Genomic DNA, 18,454 nt, shown 5'->3' with positions numbered 1-18,454 from the left:
CGCCGGCTACCTGACGGTGTCGGCGAGCTCGGCGTCAGGGTGGGCGGCCACCCAGGAGGCGACGTCGTCGCGCTTGACCGCCTGCCACAGCTCCGCCCCGGCGCCGGCGTCGAGGTAGACCACCGACTGCGACCCCTCCATCCCCGTGGCGGGGCTGGCGAGCGGTGCCTGCAGGAAGGCCACGTCGTCAGCGCGCAGGTCGCGGTGCTCCAGGGCCAGGGACAGCAGCTGCGGTTCGCCCAGCCCGTCGTCGGTGCGCACCGAGGCGGCCAGCTCGCGCACCACGGCGGTGAGCTTGACGGGGTCGCCCAGCAGCTCGCGGTCGGTGGCGCCGGCGATCACCGAGCGCATCCAGTTCTGCTGGCGGCGCTGCCGGTCGAAGTCGCCGCCGGGCAGGGTCTTGCGCTGGCGGACGTAGTCGAGGGCCTGCGCGCCGTCCATCACCTGGCAGCCGGCCTCGACGGTGCCGATCTGGTCGCTGACCGTCTTCGGCACGCAGATGCGCACGCCGCCGAGCGCGTCGGTGACGCGGGCGAAGCCGGAGAAGTCGATCGCCACCACGTGGTCGATGCGCACCCCGGTGAGCTGCTCGACGGTCTGGACCGCCAGCGACGCACCGCCGTAGGCGAAGGCGGCGTTGACCTTGGTGGTGCCGTAGCCGGGGACGGCCACCCAGGAGTCGCGGGGGATGGAGACCATCGCCGCGCTGCGCCCGTCGGCGGACAGGTGGAGCACGGCGAGCACGTCGCTGCGCTGGCCGCCGCGCGTCCAGTCGGCCTCCTGGCCGCTCTCCGCACCGGACGGGTCGGTCACCTCGGAGCCGTCGCCGTTGGCGCGGCTGTCCGATCCGATCAGCAGGATGTTCTGCGCCTGCCCGGCCGCGGCGTCCACGGCGGGCCGCTCGGCGGCGGGGATGGCGGAGAACGGGTCGCCGAGGTGACCGACAGCGGGCACCGAGCTCCACAGCGCCGTGGCCGAGGCTGCGAGCGCCACCACCACGACGGCGGCCAGCACGAGAACCAGCCGGGGCCTGCGCCGGCGTCGCGGGGCTGCGGGTGCGTCCTGGCGCGGTGCGAGCAGCTGGTCCAGCGCTGCGCGCTCGTCCTCGACGGTGCTCACGTGCTGCCCCCTGCGGCGTGCGGGGGCGCCCGGTCGTGCCCCGTCCGGCCGCCGACGCTAGGTCGGTGGGGAGCGCACCCGACACGCTGTGACCAGCGGGTCACCCGCTGGCGCTGGACCCGCTGCGCCGTGCCACCGACCCTTGTCACGCGAGAGTGACCGGGCAGTCACGCAGCGTCGCGAAGAGCGGGAGCCGCTGTCAGCTGGCGAGGACGGCGGCGGCAGCTGCGTCCCAGCGCAGCGCCCAGTCGTCGATCGGCGCCACGCCGGCCGCCACCAGCGCCTCGTGCCCGAGCACCGACCACGCCGGGCGCGGCGCCGGCCGCGCGAACGCCTCGCTGGTCGTGGGGCTCGCAGTGCCGGGGTCGATCCCCGCCGAGGCCAGCACCGCCTGCGTGAACCCGTACCAGCTCGTGCGCCCGCTGGAGGTCGCGTGGTACGTCCCCGCCGGTGCGCCGGCCTCCAGCAGGTCTGCGACGACGCGCGCCACGTCCGCGGTCCATGTCGGCTGCCCCACCTGGTCGTCCACCACGCTCACGGCACCGCGCTCGCGGGCGGCCCGCGCGATGGTCTTGGGGAAGCAGCCTCCACCGGCGCCGTAGAGCCAGGCGGTGCGCACCACGAGGGTGTCGGGCTGGGCGGCGAGGGCCGCCGCCTCGCCGGCGGCCTTGGTGCGTCCGTACACCGAGCGCGGCGCGACGGGCGCGTCCTCGGCGTACGGCTCGTCGGCGTCCCCGGAGAAGACGTAGTCGGTGGAGACGTGCACCAGCCGCGCTCCCGCGGCCGTGCATGCGGTCCCGAGCAGACCTGGCGCGGTGGCGTTGAGCAGCTCAGCAGCCTCGACGTCGGTTTCCGCGGCGTCCACGGCGGTGTGGGCGGCGCAGTTCACCACGGCGGCGTGGCCCGGGACGGCGGCGGTCAGGGAGGCGGCGTCGGTGACGTCGACGTCGGCGCGGCCGGCTGCGGTGACGTCGTGGCCGCGCTCGCGCAGGAGCGCCACCACGTCCTGCCCGAGCATGCCGGCCGCGCCGGTGACCAGGACCCTCACGCCTGCACCCCCGCGAAGGAGCGGGCCGTCTCCCACGTGGGCAGCAGGCCGTCCTCCGCGGCCTGCGCGAGCGTCGGCGCGGCCTGGTCCTTGGCGGACAGCTCGTAGCTGAGCGGCCGGCCGTCGCGCCCGTGGGTGGGCCACGCGATGCCGATCTCCGGGTCGAGGGGGTGCACGCCGTGCTCGGCGGCCGGGTCGTACCCGGTGGAGCAGAGGTAGGTGACGGTGGAGCCGTCGGCCAGGGAGCAGAAGGCGTGGCCCAGGCCCTCGGCGAGGTAGACGGCGCGGCGGTCGACGTCGTCGAGGAGGACCGAGGTCCACTGCCCGTAGGTGGGCGAGCCGGTGCGGATGTCGACGATGACGTCGAGCACCGCTCCCACCGTGCAGGTGACGTACTTGGCCTGGCCCGGGGGCACGTCGGCGAAGTGGACGCCTCGCAGCGCACCGGCTGCCGAGACCGAGCAGTTGACCTGCGCCACCGTGAGGTGGTGGCCGATGACCTCGGCGAGGGCGTCGTTCTTGAAGGCCTCGAGGAAGGTGCCGCGGTCGTCCCCGAACTGCCTCGGGGTGATGGACCACGCGCCGGCGACGGGCAGGGGCTCGATCAGCACGCACGCGACCGTAGCGGCGCACGCGCCCCGCCGGGCCCGAACGGCGCCCGGGCGGCTCAGCCCTCGAAGGGACCCAGCAGCGCCCGGAGCAGCTCGGCGAGCTGCTCGGCCTGCGACGGAGAGAGCGCGTCCAGCACGGACCGCTCGCGCACCAGGAGGTCCGCCAGGGCGGCGTCGACCCGACGGGCGCCGGCGCCGGTCAGCTGCACGAGCACCCCGCGCCGGTCCGCCGGGTCGGGGTGGCGCTCCACCAGGCCGCGAGCGGTGAGCCTGTCGATCCGGGTGGTCATGGTGCCGCTCGTCACCAGCGTCGCCGCCGCCAGCGACGACGGCGACAGCGCGTGCGGCGCGCCCGAGCGCCGCAGCGCCGCGAGCACGTCGAACTCCCACTGCACCAGCTCGGTAGCGGCGAACGCCTCCGCCCGCGCCCGCTCCAGGTGGTGCGCCAGCCGCGACACCCGCGACAGCACCAGCAGCGGCGACGCGTCGAGGTCGGGGCGCTCGCGGGCCCACGCGGCGACCAGCCGGTCGACCTCGTCGGGCTCGGCGTGCTCGTCGTGCTCGTCGTCCACCGGGTCAGCTCGCGTGCGGGGTCAGGCGCGGACGCGGCTCCATGCCGGACAGCCCGTTCCACGCCAGGTTGACGATGTGCGCGGCCACCACGGCCTTGTCGGGCGTGCGCGAGCCCAGCCACCACTGGCCGGTCAGCGCGACCATGCCCACGAGCATCTGCGCGTACATCGGGGCGGCGTCGACGCTGAGCCCGAGGCGCCGGAACTCCTCGGAGAGCATCTCCTCGACCTGGGTGGCGACGTCGCCCAGCAGGCTCGCGAAGGTGCCGGTGGTCTGCGCCACGGGGGAGTCGCGCACGAGGATGCGGAACCCGTCGGTGTTCTCCTCGACGTACCCCAGCAGCGCGAGCGTGGTGCGCTCCAGCAGCACGCGGGGGTGGGCCCGGGTGTCCAGGGCCGCGCTGAGAGCGGCGAGCAGCGCACGGACCTCGCGGTCGACGATGACGGCGTACAGGCCCTCCTTGCCGCCGAAGTGCTCGTAGACCACCGGCTTGGAGACGCGGGCGCGGGCTGCGACCTCCTCGACGCTGGTGCCGTCGAAGCCCTTCTGCGCGAACAGGCCGCGCCCGACGACGAGCAGCTGCTCGCGCCGCTCAGCGCCGGTCATCCGCGTGCGCCCCACCCCGCCATCGTGCCCTACGGCGGCGGCGTCCCGGCCGTGCCGGGAGGTTGCGCTGGACGGGTGACCGGCGGTGGTCGTCGTGACGAGGGGCTCAGGTCCGGCGGTGGGGCTGCCGATGCAGCACCCGTCGGGGCCGCCTGCGCGGCACCGCCTCGCGACCGCGATCGACCCCAGGAGGAACCAGTGGAGACGGTGGTGCAGGTGCTGGTGGTGTGGCTGCTCGCGAGCCCGGTGGTCGCGGTGCTCGTCGGTGTGGCGATCTCCCGCGCCGCTCGCGCCGCTGAGCTCCGCGGCGAGGCCGTCCCGGTGCCGCTGCCCGACCTCAGCCTCATCCCCGCGCAGGCGACCGCGTCGCCGGAGGTGCTCCGGTTCGCCATCCTCCCGCGCGGCTGACGCCGCGCCCCGGACAGCCCGATCACCTGAACGGGTGACGGCGCGAGGGTGAACGGCGGCCGACCTGCTTCCCTCGCTCGCGGGCTGGCGCTTCGGTGTGATCACGCCCTCGCCGCCCTTCACGCACAGGAGCCTCCATGACCACCGTCGTGCCCGGCCCCGTGCCCCCCACGGACCCTGAGGCTCCGGCGACAGCCGGCGGGCGAGAGGCCGACCGCGGGCGGTCCGCGGTGCCAGACCTCCCGGGACGCCTGCGTCGCGTCCCGCCTCCCCGCTCCCACTGGACCACCGCCTACCTGCGACGCGTGGTGGCGGCGGACGTCGTCGCGGTGACGGCAGCGGTGACCTCCGCCTACGCCCTGCGCTTCGGGGGAGTGCCGACGGCCTTCTGGCAGGACCTCCTCCTGCTCGTGGTGGTCCCGCTGGTGTGGTTCTCGGCGCTCTTCGCCAACCGCGCCTACGAGACGCGCTTCCTCGGCCTGGGCAGCGAGGAGTACGGCCGCGTGGTCAGGGCGAGCACCCTCGCCCTCGCCCTCGTGGCCACGGCGTCGTGGGTCTTCCGGGTGGACATCGCCCGCGGGTACGTGCTGCTGGCGCTGCCGTTCGGCACGGTGCTGCTGCTGGTCCTGCGCTACCTGACGCGGCAGCGCCTCCACAGCCAGCGCGAGCGCGGCCTGCACACGCAGTCGCTCCTGGTCGCAGGCCACCCGGAGGGGGTCCTCGCCGTCGTGCGCCAGGTGCGGCGAGCCAAGTACCACGGCATGGTCGTCGCGGGCGTCTGCCTGCCCGACCCGGGGAGCGGCCGGCGGGGTGACGAGTCGTCGGTCCCCGCCCAGCTCGCCGAGATGGGCGTCTCGGTGCTGGGCACCCTGGACGAGGTGGCCGACATCAGCGTCCGCGCCGGGGTCGACGCGGTCGCTGTGCTGCCGACGCCGGAGGTCGACGGCGCCTTCCTGCGCCGGCTGGGCTGGGCGCTGGAGGAGACCCACGCCGACCTGTTCGTGGCGCCGGCCGTGACCGAGGTCGTGGGTCCGCGGGTGGCGATCCGCCCGGTGTGCGGGCTTCCGCTGCTGCACCTGGAGCGGCCAGAGCTCACCGGTTTCCGCCGCTACGCCAAGCAGACGGTGGACGTCCTGGCAGCGGGAGGCGCGCTCCTGCTGCTGGCCCCCGTGCTCCTCGGCATCGCGCTGGCCGTCAAGCTGGACAGCCCGGGACCGGTCCTGTTCCGCCAGGAGCGGGTGGGCCTGGAGGGCCGCACGTTCGGGATGCTGAAGTTCCGCAGCATGGTGGTGGACGCCGAGGCCCGCCTGCGCGAGCTGGTGGCCTCGAGCGAGGGCAACGCGGTGCTGTTCAAGATGAAGCAGGACCCGCGCGTGACGCGCGTGGGCCGGGTGCTGCGGCGGCTGTCGCTGGACGAGCTGCCGCAGCTGTTCAACGTCCTCGTCGGCCAGATGTCGCTGGTGGGGCCGCGGCCGCCGCTGGCCCGCGAGGTGGCCGTCTACGGTGACGACGCGCGCCGCAAGCTGCTGGTCAAGCCGGGTCTGACGGGCCTGTGGCAGATCAACGGGCGCTCGGACCTGGACTGGGACGAGTCGCTGAGGCTCGACCTCCGGTACGTGGAGAACTGGTCCTTCGCCTTCGACTTCATGATCCTGTGGAAGACCGTCGGTGCCGTGGTGCGCAGCCGCGGCGCCTACTGACCGGGGGCCGCCCGCCCCGACGGACCGGGGCTCGCTCACTCGCACGTCCGGTTCGTACCGCTATGGTCGGCCGCCGTGCAGACGACCCCACGCCGGCCGCGCTCCCTCCAGCTCCCCCTCGGGGCGCTCCTCCTCGTGGTCGGGGTCGTCGCCGCGCTCCTCCTGGAGCCCCGTCCGGACGACGCGGCGGAGCCGTCGGGAGGCGGTCGCGCCGTGGTCCTCGACGACGCGGCGCTCACCGCGTCGGGACTGACGCACCCGGGGATCGTCACCAGCTCGGCCCAGCTCGCCTTCGTCAAGAACAAGATCGCCGCCCGCGCGGAGCCCTGGACCAGCGCCTACGAGCGGGCCCGCACCTCCAGCTACGGCAGCCTCTCCTACACCGCGCAGCCGGTCGCCTGGGTGGGGTGCGGCTCCTACAACAGGCCCGACGAGGGGTGCACCGCCGAGATGAGGGACGCGCAGGCGGCCTACACGCACGCCCTGCTGTGGGTCTACTCCGGTGACCGGCGCCACGCCGCCAAGGCCATCCAGATCCTCAACGCCTGGTCGGCGACCCTCCAGGGCCACCGGTTCGACACCACCACCTACAAGAACGGCCACCTGCAGGCCGCGTGGGCGGGCTCTGTCTTCCCGAAGGCCGCGGAGATCATCCGCCACACGGGGGCCGGCTGGTCCAGCGCCGACGTCCAGCGCTTCTCGACCATGCTGCGGACCGCCTTCCTCCCGATGGTGAGGGACGGCTGGGCCGGCGGGGGCTCGAACTGGATGATGTCGATGGCCGAGGCGACGATCAACATCGGCGTCTTCCTGGACGACCGCTCCGTCTTCGACGACGGCGTCTCGGACTGGCGCGCCACCGTCCCGTCCACCGCGTACCTGAGCACCGACGGCTCCAAGCCCCTCCTGCCGCCGGCCCGGGCGATCAAGGCCAGTGGCATCGACGCGTACTGGAAGCAGCCCACCCGCTACGTCGACGGCCTGCAGCAGGAGACCTGCCGGGACCTCGACCACGCGGTGCTGGGGCTCGGAGCCACCTTCAACGCCGCTGAGACGGCGTCGATCCAGGGGGTCGACCTGTTCGGAGAGCAGCAGCGCCGCCTGACGGCCGCCCTCGAGCACAACGCCCGCTTCGCGGCCAACCAGTCCGCCTCCGGGTGGGTCTGCCCCAACCCTCCCAAGATCATCGGGACCACGGTGCGCCAGGGGTGGGAGATCGCCTACAGCCACTACGCCGGCGACCGCGGGCTGAGCCTCCCGCAGACGCGCGCCTACGTGCTCTCCCAGCGGTCAGCCACCAGGAGCGAGCTCCACCTGAACTGGCAGACCCTGACCCACGCGGCGGGGTGAGGCCGGGGCGCCGCCCTCGGCGGTGATCGACCAGATCCGCAGAAACGCCGCGAAGCGGACCCGGCTTCCCTAGCGTCGACCCCGTGGAGCACGCCCCCCGACCTGGTCGACGCCAGCACCGCGCCCGCGCGACCACCAGGACCCAGCTCCTCGTGGCCCTCGTCGCAGTGGCCCTCGGCGGCGTCCTCGTCGGGCCGGTGGCGGCGCGGGCTGGCTCCGGGAGTCCCGAGCAGCACGTCGCCGCGCGGGCCGCTGCGGCGCTGGCCGACCGCCCCACGGCCACGGGCTTCGTCGACGGGTCGGCCTCGAGCAGCGCCGGCACCGTGCTCAGCCCGGACGCCGGCGCGCTCGTCGTCGACCCCCTGCTGCCACGAGGCTCGTACGGCGTGGAGCTGGCGGGAGGCCCCGCGCTCGACGTCAGGGTCGGCCACGCGACCCTCCTCGACGAGGCCGGCCAGGCGGGCGGGCTCTACGAGAGGACCGAGGCCCGTCGCGCACCTGACGGCGACCACTACGCCCTCGTGCTCGTCGTGAGGGCGCACGGCCACGTCGCCGCGAGGCTCGTCCGGGACTCGGGAGGACGGCGGACCGTCCTCGCCAGCTCGGGGTACCTGGGTGCCTCCTCCCCGGGGCGCGGGCTGCGCAGCGAGCTCGCGGTGGTGGGCACGTCCCCCGTCGAGCTCTCGGCGCGCGTCTGGACGGACGGGGAGGAGGCGCCGGACTGGCAGCTCATGGCCAGCGACGACGACGACGCGCGCATCACCGCGGCCGGTGCGAGCGCGCTCAGCGGCTACCTCGCCGCGTCCGCCGCCCAGCAGTCGGTCACCGTCTCCGACGCCGCCTGGTGGAGCACCGGTGCCGACGCCGCAGCGCCCTCCGAGGTGCCGGCCGCGTCGTCCCCGGCTCCGTCGGGCACCCCCGCCGACGCGCCGCAGCCCGCCTCCCCGGAGCCGTCGGCGACCGCACCGGGCGCTGGTGGCGGCGAGGACCCCGCCGCCACCGTGCCGGCGACCCCGTCAGAGGTGCCTTCGGAGGTGCCGTCGACGACACCTCAGGAGCCGCCCGCGCCGACGCCGTCCGCCCCGGGCGTCCCGGTCACCACGTCACCCGCCGGCTTCCAGCACCCCGGCATCATGACCAGCGCGAGCCAGCTGGCGTTCGTCCGCCAGCAGGTCGCCCGTGGTGCGGAGCCGTGGACCAGCGCCCTGGCCCGGACGAGGGCGTCGAGGTTCGCCAGCCTCGACTGGGTGCCGCGTCCTGTCGCCTGGGTCGGGTGCGGCTCGTACAACCAGCCGAACGAGGGCTGCACCGACGAGACCGACGACGCGCAGGCCGCGTACACCCACGCCCTGCTCTGGAGCCTGACGGGGGACCGACGTCACGCCGACAAGGCGGCCGAGATCCTCGACGCGTGGTCGTCGACGCTCCAGGGGCACCGCTTCGACACCGCCCTGTACAAGAACGGCAGGCTCCAGGCGGCGTGGGCCGGGGAGGTCTTCCCCAAGGCCGCGGAGCTGCTGCGCCACTCGGACTCGGGGTGGGACCCGGTCAGCGCAGACCGGTTCGGCGGCATGCTGCGTGCGGCGTTCCTGCCGATGGTGCGCGACGGCTGGACCGGGGGCGGTTCGAACTGGCAGATGTCCATGGCCGACGCGACCATCGCGATCGGTGTCTACCTCGACGACCGTGCGGTCTTCGAGGACGGGGTGGGGGACTGGCGGCGCCAGCTGCCCGCCACCATCTACCTGTCCTCGGACGGTCCGCTGCCCGTGGTGCCACCCGGCACGGTGATCACCGAGCGCGGGCTGCCCGGCTACTGGAAGCACCCCACCCGCTACGTCGACGGCCTGCAGCAGGAGACCTGCCGCGACGCCGACCACATGACCATGGGCGTGGCCGCCGCCCTGAACGGCGCTGAGACCGCGTCCATCCAGGGGGTGGACCTCTACGGGGAGGGCCGGGAGCGCCTCGTCGCCGCCATGGAGCACAACACCCGCTTCCTCAACGACCCCGCCGCCAGCGGCTGGGTGTGCCCGCAGCCGCTGAAGACCATCGGCACGGCCTCCCGACTGGGGTGGGAGGTGGGGTACCACCACTACGCCGTGGCCGAGGGCGTGCCCATGCCGGAGACCCGGCGGTGGATCGAGACCGTCAGGCCCAAGAACCGCAGCGAGCTCTTCATGAACTGGTCGACCCTCACGCACGGTTCCTGAGATCCGCCGACCGGGTGATCAACAGCGGCAGAAGGGTGTCCCCCACCCGAGGGCCCTCATGTCGAGCGTCCACCACCCGTTCACTCCTCTGACACCTGAGCCGCGCGTGCTCGGTGCGAGGAGTCGTCGTGAGCGTCCTGGACCGCGCCCTTCCCCCGGTCGGCGAGAGCACCGGGGAGCGGCTCACCATCGCCATGGTGGGCACCCGCGGCGTGCCCGCCCACTACGGCGGCTTCGAGACCTGCGTCGAGGAGGTCGGAGCGCGCCTCGTCGACCGCGGGCACGACGTGGTCGTCTACTGCCGCCGGGCCTCCGCCGACGACGACGGCGACCGCCTCGACGCCTACCGCGGCATGCGCCTGGTGCACCTGCCGGCGATGCGCCAGCGCACGCTGGAGACGCTCAGCCACACCGGCGCCTCGGTGGCCCACCTGGTGCGCCACCCCACCGACGTCGCCCTGGTCTTCAACGCGGCCAACGCGCCGTACCTGCCGATCATCCGCGCGCGCGGCATCCCCGTGGCGACGCACGTCGACGGGCTGGAGTGGAAGCGGGCCAAGTGGGGACCCACCGGCCAGCGCTACTACCGCCAGGCCGAGGCGCTCGCCGTGAGGTTCTCGGACGCACTCATCGCCGACGCCGTCGGGATCCAGGACTACTACGCCGAGCGCTTCGGGGTGCCCACGAGCCTCATCACGTACGGCGCCCCGGTGGTCGAGGGCGACGGCGACGCCGCTCGCCTCGCCGAGCTGGGCCTGGTGCCCGGCGGCTACCACCTCGTCGTCGCCCGCTTCGAGCCCGAGAACCACGTCGACGTCATCGTCGAGGGCTACGCGGCGAGCAGCGCCAGCAAGCCGCTCGTGGTGGTCGGGTCGGCGCCCTACTCCGACGCGTACACCGCGAGGGTGCGGTCGCTGGCCGACGACCGCGTGACCTTCCTCGGTGGTGTCTGGGACCAGGACCTGCTCGACCAGCTCTACGCCGGCGCGCACACCTACCTCCACGGGCACTCCGTCGGCGGGACCAACCCGTCCCTCCTGCGCGCCATCGGCGCCGGGACCGCCGTCGACGCCTTCGACGTCGGATTCAACCGCGAGGTGCTCGGTGACACCGGACGCTTCTGGACCTCCGCCGCCGACGTCCGGTCCGCGGTCGAGGCCTCCGAGGCGGACTCCGAGGGCACAGCGCTGAGGGCGAAGGGCTCTCGGGAGCGGGCGACCGGCTACGACTGGGACGTCGTGGCCGACGGGTACGAGCGCCTCTGCCGGCAGCTCGCCTCGCTGCGCGACCGCCGCCCCGCTGCCGCGGGGCCGGTCGCCCGGTCCTGACAGAGGTCCGAACGGCCCGCGCGGGCGCGTGTCGGACGGACCTGGGGCGGGGAGGCGTGGTCTGATCGACCCGTGGGGACCTCCGAGCACCGCTCCGCGACCACCGCGCGGCTGCGCGGCCTGACCGTCGTCTCCGCCCTCGGGGCCGTCCTGCTCCTCGGCGGGTGCACGGGCGGTGGCGGTGAGGAGCCCTCCCCGACGTCGCCGGCGTCCTCGGACGCGTCCACGCCCGGCACGTCCAGCACGGCCCCCTCGCCCCGGCCGTCGTCCACCTCCGAGTCGCCGAGCTACAGCGGGCCCCCGCCCGCCACGGCACCCGTGGTGGGCGCCACCACGCTGCCTGCGGTCGAGGTCGGCAGCGCCGCCGACTTCGGCGACGGGCTCCGTGTGACCGTCACCGGGGTCCGCGCCGCCCAGCTCGAGTCCGGCGGGCCCGGGGACGCCTCCGGCGCCGGCGTTGCGGTGGCCGTGGAGGTGGAGAACGGCTCGGAGCAGCCCGTGGACCTCTCCGGGCTGACCGTGACCGCCGCCTACGGCGACGACCTCGCCGCCAGCTCGACCACCGGAGCTCCCGCCGACCTCCCGACCGGCGTGCTGGCGCCCGGTGCCTCGGGGGAGGGCGTCTGGGCCTTCGCGGTGCCGGAGGCCGACCGCGGGTCGCTGGTGCTGACCATCACGTCGAACAGCTCCAGCGCCGCTGTGGTCGTGCGGAGCTGACCTGCACGCACGGTGACAGTCAGCTGTGACGCGCAGTGGCCGACACCGCGTCGGACCGTGACGCGGGGTGACACAGGGCCTGTCGTGAGAAGACCGAGACGGCCTGAAGTTGCCGCTGGGTGTCCGAGGAGTGACGCCACTGCTCCATCCGGGTCGTTCCCCCCTCACGGAGCGTGACACTCAGACGATCTCCTTCTTACCGTCGACCCCGTTGACAGCGCCGCCCCTCCGGGTGCGCGTTCGGGGGGCCGCACAGCGTGTGGCCGACAGATGGAGCGTCGATGGACTTCCTTCGATCGAAGCGCACAGCGCGCACGGCGGTGGCCGGCGCTCTCGCGCTGGTGGTGAGCGCGGGAGCTCTGCCCCTCGTGGCCGTGTCCGCCCAGGCCGCCGGTGAGCAGACCCCCGCCGCCCAGCCGGCCACGGTCACCGCTGACGCGCTCCCCACCGTGCAGGTCAACGGGGTCGTGTGGTCCCAGGTGGTCGTAGGCAACACGGTCTACGTCGCAGGCGAGTTCACCGCCGCCCGGCCGGCCGGTGCGGCCGCAGGCACCAACGAGACCGCGCGCAGGAACCTGCTCGCGTACGACATCACCACCGGCAACCTCATCACGTCGTGGGCGCCGACCATCAACGGCGCCGGCCTGGCGATCGCCGCGTCCCCCGACGGCAGGACCATCTACGTCGGTGGTGGGTTCACCGTCGCGTCGAGCAACGGCCGCCAGCGGATCGTGGCACTGGACGCCACCACCGGCGCCGTCGTCAGGACCTGGGCGCCCGCGCTGAACGACAAGGTGCGCTCCATCACCGCCGTGGGCAACACCGTCTACGTGGGTGGCTCCTTCACCGCCGCCGGGCCCTCCGGCGCCCAGCAGGCCCGCAACCGCCTCGCGGCGTTCAGCGCGACCGACGGCTCCCTGCTCCCGTGGGCTCCCTCGGCCGACGGTGACGTCCTGTCCATGACGGCCCCGTCGAGCGTGCCCGAGCTGGTGGTCGGTGGTCGCTTCACGTCCGTGAACGGCGACCGGCGGCTCGGCAGCGCCGCCGTGGACCTGACCTCCGGCGCATCCCTGCCGTGGGACGTCCAGAACACCGTCAACGACTACGGCGACGGCTCGGGCATCACGAGCCTCACCAACGACGGCACCAACGTCTTCGCCACGGGCTACAACTTCGACAGGCCCTCGGGCAACTTCGAGACGGCGTTCTCGGCGAGCGCCGACGGCGGCAGGCTCCAGTGGGTCAACGGCTGCCTCGGTGACACCCACTCGGCGTTCCCGCTGGGCGGCGTGCTCTACACGGTGGGGCACTCCCACGACTGCTCCGCCCTGGACAACGGCCTGCCGGAGCAGGCGCCCCGGGCCTACCAGAACGCCCTCGCGATGACCATCGCCCCCTCAGGCGCGGTCAACCGGACCAACGCCTACGGCTGGCAGGGCGGGCAGCCCGCGCCGGCGCTCCTGCACTGGCTCCCGACCCTCAACGCCGGGACCTTCACGGGGGCCAACCAGGCCGCCTGGTCGCTGGCCGGCAACGACAAGTACCTCGTCATGGGTGGCGAGTTCCCCCGCGTCAACAACGTCGCGCAGCAGGGCCTCACCCGCTTCGCCGTGCGCTCGGTCGCGCCGAACAAGCAGGGCGCCCAGGGTGTCGGCGGCGTCACCCCGGACGCGGCCACCACCGCGCCCGGCACGGTGAGCGTCTCGATGGTCTCCGCGTGGGACCGCGACGACGCCCAGCTCACCTACGAGCTCCTGCGCGGACCGGCCGCGAGCCCCACCGTGGTCACCAGCACCACGCTGTCCACCAAGACCTGGGACCGGCCGAGGATCACCCTCGTCGACCCCTCGCCCGTCATCGGGACGGCGACCTCCTACCGCATCCGCGTGACGGACGGGTCCGGCAACGTCGTGACCAGTGCGCCGGTGGCGGCCACCGCCACCGCGGCACTGCCGGCCAGCGCCTACCGCGACGCGGTCCAGGCCGACGCCCCCGTCGACTACTGGCGCCTCGGCGAGGCCCGCGGCACCGCGGGCTTCTCCAGCTCCACGAACGCCGCCGCCCAGACGCTCTCGGTGGACGCTTCCGAGACCCGCGGCACCGCCGGTGCGACCGGTGACGCCGACACGGCCACCACCTTCACCGGGGTCACCCGCACCACCATCGACGGCGTGAGGTTCGGCTCGAACTACGAGCCGACGGTCCCGGCGACCACGACCACGCCGCAGGCCGCCCCGAAGGACTTCTCGGTGGAGGCGTGGATCAACACGACGTCCACCTCCGGCGGCAAGATCGTCGGCTTCGGCGGATCGCGCTCCGACCTCAGCTCCGACTACGACCGGCACGTGTACATGAGCGACGACGGCCGACTCACGTTCGGCGTCTACAACGGCGGGGTCGCCGCCATCACCTCCGCGAAGAGCTACAACGACGGTGCCTGGCACCACGTCGTCGCGACGGCCACCGGCGGCGCCGGTGCCCTGTACGTCGACGGCGTGCGGGTGGCGAGCGCCGGGAGCGGCTTCACCGGCTACGACTACCAGGGCTACTGGCGGGTCGGCGGGGACAACCTCAACGGCTGGCCGGCTGCGCCTTCGAGCGCCGGGTTCGCCGGGGCCATCGACGACGTCGCCGTCTACGCCGGTGCGCTGAGCCGGGCGCAGGTCCAGGCCCACTTCACCGCCAGCGGCCGCACCGCCGCGGGACCCGCGGCCCCCTCCGACGACTACGGCAAGGCCGTCTACGGCTCGGACCCCGGGGCCTTCTGGCGCCTGCAGGAGACGTCCGGCACCTCGCTGGCCGACTCCGGCCCCGACGGCAGCACCCCGGCCGTCCTGAACGGCAGCGCTGCCCTGGGTGCTGCGGGCGTCCCCGGCATCGCGGGGAGCACCGGCATCCGGCTGGACGGCTCCCAGGGCGGTGGTCTGGCCAGCTCGGTCCGCACCGACGCCCCCACCGCCTACAGCGAGGAGCTGTGGTTCAAGACCACCAGCAGCCGCGGCGGCAAGCTCATCGGCTTCGGTGACCAGCCCAGCGGCTACAGCGGGTCCAACGACCGCCACGTCATCATGAAGCGCGACGGCACCCTGTTCTTCGGCACCTGGACCGGGAACGAGAACCGCGCCACCAGCAGCAAGTCCTACAACGACGGCGCCTGGCACCACATGGTCGCCACCCAGGGCGCAGCGGGCATGGCCCTCTACGTCGACGGCGCCCTGGTGGCCTCCAACCCCCAGACCGGAGCGCAGTCCTACTCCGGCTACTGGCGGGTCGGCGGTGACACCGGCTGGGACAACACGGACAACGGCTTCTTCGACGGCACCATCGACGACGCCGCGGTCTACAACCGGTCGCTGAGCGCCTCCGACGTCGCCGCCCACTACCGGGCGGCCGGAGGCAACACCGCACCGACGCCGTCCTTCACCGCGACGGCCACGGGGCTGAGGCTCTCCGTGGACGCCTCGGGGACCACCGACGCCGACGGGACCGTCTCCGCCTACGCCTGGACCTTCGGGGACGGGGGCACGGCCACGGGCGCCACGGCGCAGCACACCTACGCCGCGCCCGGCACCTACGCGGTCACGCTGACCACCACGGACGACAAGGGCGCCAGCGCCTCGACCACCCAGAGCGTCCAGGTCCGCGACTCCGCGGTGACGGCTCCCGCCGACGCCTACGGCAAGGCCGTCTTCGAGGCCGGGCCCGACGCCTACTACCGCCTCGACGACGCCCCCGGCTCCACCGCGGCGACCGACTCGAGCGGGCTGGGGAACACCGGGGTCGTCCGCGGTGGCGTCCGCACCGGCGCCCCTGGCGTCTCCGCCGCGGTCGGCGCCGGCACCGGGGCGACCCTCGACGGCCAGGTCGGCAGCACCGTCGTCGACCCGCAGCGCCTCGACGGCCCGACCACCTACTCCCTGGAGCTGTGGTTCAACACCACCAGCGCCCGCGGTGGGAAGCTCATCGGCTTCGGCGACGGTGACGGCGCCGGGTACAGCGGGAACTACGACCGCCACGTCATCATGAACACGGACGGGACCCTGCACTTCGGGGTCTGGACCGGTCAGGAGAACCGGGTCGACACCTCCACCGCCTACAACGACGGCAAGTGGCACCACCTGGTCGCCACGCAGGGGCCGGCCGGCATGGCGATGTACGTCGACGGGCAGTCGGTGGGCACCAACCCGCAGACCCGGGCCCAGTCGTACAGCGGCTACTGGCGCGTCGGCGGCGACAGCAGCTGGGGCCCGACGCAGAACGGCTTCGTGGACGGCTCCGTCGACGAGGTCGCGATCTACTCGAAGGTGCTCGGTGCGTCCACCGTCACCGACCACTTCACCAAGGGGGCACCGGCCCCTGCCAACCAGGCGCCGACCGCGGCGTTCACGGCGGCGGTCACGGACATGTCGGCGGCGTTCGACGCCTCCGGCTCTCGGGACGCTGACGGGACCGTGGCCTCCTACGCCTGGGACTTCGGGGACGGCAGCACCGGCACCGGGGTGAGCCCGAGGCACACCTACACGACGGCGGGCTCGCACGTGGTGACGCTGGTCGTCACCGACGACAAGGGCCTCACCGGGACGACGAGCCAGACGGTCGTCACGACCGCGCCGACGCCGACCAACCAGGCGCCGTCCGCGTCCTTCACCGCCACCACGGCGAACCTGCAGGTGGGCTTCGACGCCTCGGCGTCCGCCGACTCCGACGGCACGGTCGCCAGCTACGCCTGGGACTTCGGCGACGGGGCGACGGGCACGGGGCGAACCGCGCAGCACACCTACGCGGCGGCGGGCACGTACCAGGTCAAGCTGGTCGTGACCGACGACAAGGGCGCCACGGGCTCCGTGACCCGCGACGTCGAGGTGACCCGCCCGGTGCCTGCCAACCAGGCCCCGACCGCGGCGTTCACCAGCTCCGCCGACGGGCTGAAGGCCTCCCTGGACGCCTCGGGGTCCAGGGACTCCGACGGCACGGTGGCCTCGTACGCCTGGGACTTCGGTGACCAGACCAGCGGCACCGGCGTCACCACCCAGCACACCTACGCGGCGGCGGGCACCTACCAGGTGACCCTGACCGTGACCGACGACAAGGGCGCGACCGGCGCGGTCACGACGCCGGTGACGGTCAGCGCGACCACCCCGCCGGCGACGACGGTGCTGGCCCAGGACTCCTTCGGTCGCACCACGACCGGTGGCTGGGGCAGCGCTGACACCGGTGGCGCGTGGACCGTGGGCGGTGGCGCGGGGAACTTCTCGGTGACCGGCGGTGCCGGACAGGCCGTGGTCCCCGCGGCCGGGAGCACCGTCTCCGCCTACCTGCCGGGAGCGTCCTCCACGGACGCCGACGTCCAGGTCGGGGTGGTCCTCGACAAGCCGGCCACCGGCGGCGGCACGTACGTGTCGCTGCTCGGGCGCCGGGTCGGCAGCGCCGACTACCGCACCAAGGTGAAGGTGGCCTCCAACGGCACGGTCACGCTGTCGCTGACCCGTGTGGCCGGCGGCGTCGAGACCTCGCTCGGGTCCGTCTCGCCGACGGGTCTGAGGCTGGCCGCCGGTCAGCAGCTGCTGGTCCGCCTGCAGGTCTCGGGCAGCGGTACCACATCCCTCAGCACGAAGGCGTGGATCGCCGGCACCGCCGAGCCCGCGACGTGGGCGGTCACGGCCACGGACACCACCGCAGCCCTGCAGGCGGCCGGTGGCCTGGGCCTGGTGACCTACGTCTCGGGCAGCGCCACCAACGCCCCGGTGACGGCCCGCTTCGACGACCTGGTGGCGCGCAGCAGCACCGCCACCACGCCGCCGCCCGCGGCGAACCAGGCTCCGACGGCGGCGTTCACCAGCGCCGTCGACGGGCTGACGGCCTCCCTGGACGCCTCGGGGTCCAAGGACGCCGACGGGACCGTGGCGTCCTACGCCTGGGACTTCGGCGACGGGACGACGGGCACGGGGCGCACCGCGCAGCGCAGCTACGCGGCGGCGGGCACCTACCAGGTGACGCTGGTGGTGACCGACGACAAGGGCGCGACCGGCACGGTCACGACGCCGGTGACGGTCAGCGCGACCACCACACCGCCGCCCACCACGCCGCCGGCGACGACGGTGCTGGCCCAGGACTCCTTCGGTCGCACCACGACCGGTGGCTGGGGCAGCGCTGACACCGGTGGCGCGTGGACCGTGGGCGGTGGCGCGGGGAACTTCTCGGTGACCGGCGGCGCCGGCCAGGCCGTGGTCCCCGCGGCCGGGAGCACCGTCTCCGCGTACCTGAACACCGTCCGCAGCACCAGCTCCGACACCGTGGTGCAGCTGTCCCCCGACCGCCTCGCCGACGGGGGTGGCCTCTTCACCTACCTGTCCGGGCGGCGGATCAGCAGCACGGCCGACTACCGGGCCAAGGTGAAGCTCCTGTCGGGGGGCAAGGTCTCCGTGGGCCTGACCGCGCTCAAGGGCGCGAGCAGCGACTCGGTCCTGGCCGCCGACACGGTGGTTCCGACCACCTACTCCGCCGGCAGCTCGCTGTCGGTCCGGCTCCAGGTGACCGGGACCAGCCCCACCACGGTGCGGGTCAAGGTCTGGGCCACCGGCACCGCCGAGCCCACGGCCTGGACCCTCGAGGCCACCGACTCCACCGCCGCCCTCCAGGTGGCGGGGGGGCTGGGCGTCTCGAGCTACCTCTCCGGCAGCTCCACGGCGGCTCCGCTGACCATCCGCTGGAGCGGGTTCAGCAGCACCACGGCCGTCTGACGGCGCCGCGGCGGCACTGGGCCGTCGAGGGCGGGCGGGCG

At 74.1% G+C, this 18,454-nt stretch carries 12 protein-coding genes; 7 read left to right on the top strand and 5 right to left on the bottom strand.

What is annotated here, in order from left to right:
* Window positions 1–6: 6 nt before the first annotated feature.
* The 5 genes from FHN55_RS17785 to FHN55_RS17765 form a co-directional block, all read right to left on the bottom strand.
* A complete protein-coding gene (locus tag FHN55_RS17785) occupies window positions 7–1,119 on the bottom strand; it encodes an LCP family protein (RefSeq protein WP_139713674.1) in 1,113 nt (370 codons plus the stop codon).
* A gap of 199 nt (window positions 1,120–1,318) precedes the next feature.
* Complete coding sequence (rfbD, locus tag FHN55_RS17780; RefSeq protein ID WP_139713673.1) at window positions 1,319–2,167, bottom strand: dTDP-4-dehydrorhamnose reductase; 849 nt, start codon at window positions 2,165–2,167, stop codon at window positions 1,319–1,321.
* Complete coding sequence (locus tag FHN55_RS17775) at window positions 2,164–2,772, bottom strand: dTDP-4-dehydrorhamnose 3,5-epimerase family protein (RefSeq protein ID WP_218974804.1); 609 nt, start codon at window positions 2,770–2,772, stop codon at window positions 2,164–2,166. The genes rfbD and FHN55_RS17775 overlap by 4 nt, the downstream gene beginning before the upstream one ends.
* Before the next feature lie 62 nt (window positions 2,773–2,834).
* The gene (locus tag FHN55_RS17770; RefSeq protein WP_139713671.1) at window positions 2,835–3,350 is read right to left on the bottom strand and encodes a MarR family winged helix-turn-helix transcriptional regulator; all 516 of its coding nucleotides are present in this window, start codon (window positions 3,348–3,350) and stop codon (window positions 2,835–2,837) included.
* 4 nt (window positions 3,351–3,354) lie between these two features.
* On the bottom strand, window positions 3,355–3,957 hold the full coding sequence (locus FHN55_RS17765; protein WP_139713700.1) for a TetR/AcrR family transcriptional regulator: 603 nt from the start codon (window positions 3,955–3,957) through the stop codon (window positions 3,355–3,357).
* A 198-nt stretch (window positions 3,958–4,155) separates the two neighbouring features.
* Between FHN55_RS17765 and FHN55_RS17760 the strand changes: the two genes are divergently transcribed.
* The 7 genes from FHN55_RS17760 (at window position 4,156) to FHN55_RS17730 (ending at window position 18,413) form a co-directional block, all read left to right on the top strand.
* Entirely contained in the window at window positions 4,156–4,365 is a 210-nt protein-coding gene (locus tag FHN55_RS17760) for a hypothetical protein (RefSeq protein ID WP_139713670.1), read from the top strand.
* Between the two features lie 137 nt (window positions 4,366–4,502).
* Complete coding sequence (locus FHN55_RS17755; RefSeq protein WP_139713669.1) at window positions 4,503–6,065, top strand: sugar transferase; 1,563 nt, start codon at window positions 4,503–4,505, stop codon at window positions 6,063–6,065.
* Between the two features lie 75 nt (window positions 6,066–6,140).
* Window positions 6,141–7,415 carry an alginate lyase family protein gene (locus tag FHN55_RS17750; protein ID WP_139713668.1) on the top strand — a complete coding sequence of 425 codons (1,275 nt, stop codon included), beginning with the start codon at window positions 6,141–6,143 and terminating at the stop codon, window positions 7,413–7,415.
* Window positions 7,416–7,498: 83 nt separating this feature from the next.
* Complete coding sequence (locus tag FHN55_RS17745; RefSeq protein ID WP_139713667.1) at window positions 7,499–9,628, top strand: alginate lyase family protein; 2,130 nt, start codon at window positions 7,499–7,501, stop codon at window positions 9,626–9,628.
* 128 nt (window positions 9,629–9,756) lie between these two features.
* Window positions 9,757–10,956 carry a DUF1972 domain-containing protein gene (locus tag FHN55_RS17740; RefSeq protein WP_218974799.1) on the top strand — a complete coding sequence of 400 codons (1,200 nt, stop codon included), beginning with the start codon at window positions 9,757–9,759 and terminating at the stop codon, window positions 10,954–10,956.
* 72 nt (window positions 10,957–11,028) lie between these two features.
* Entirely contained in the window at window positions 11,029–11,673 is a 645-nt protein-coding gene (locus FHN55_RS17735) for a DUF4352 domain-containing protein (RefSeq protein WP_139713666.1), read from the top strand.
* Window positions 11,674–11,954: 281 nt separating this feature from the next.
* Window positions 11,955–18,413 carry a PKD domain-containing protein gene (locus FHN55_RS17730; protein WP_139713665.1) on the top strand — a complete coding sequence of 2,153 codons (6,459 nt, stop codon included), beginning with the start codon at window positions 11,955–11,957 and terminating at the stop codon, window positions 18,411–18,413.
* Window positions 18,414–18,454: the final 41 nt, after the last annotated feature.

This window comes from Streptomyces sp. NP160, from assembly GCF_006335115.1.
Lineage (GTDB): Bacteria > Actinomycetota > Actinomycetes > Actinomycetales > Quadrisphaeraceae > Quadrisphaera.
Note: the sequence above shows the minus strand (reverse complement) of the source record. Positions and strands in the feature narration are given on the sequence as shown.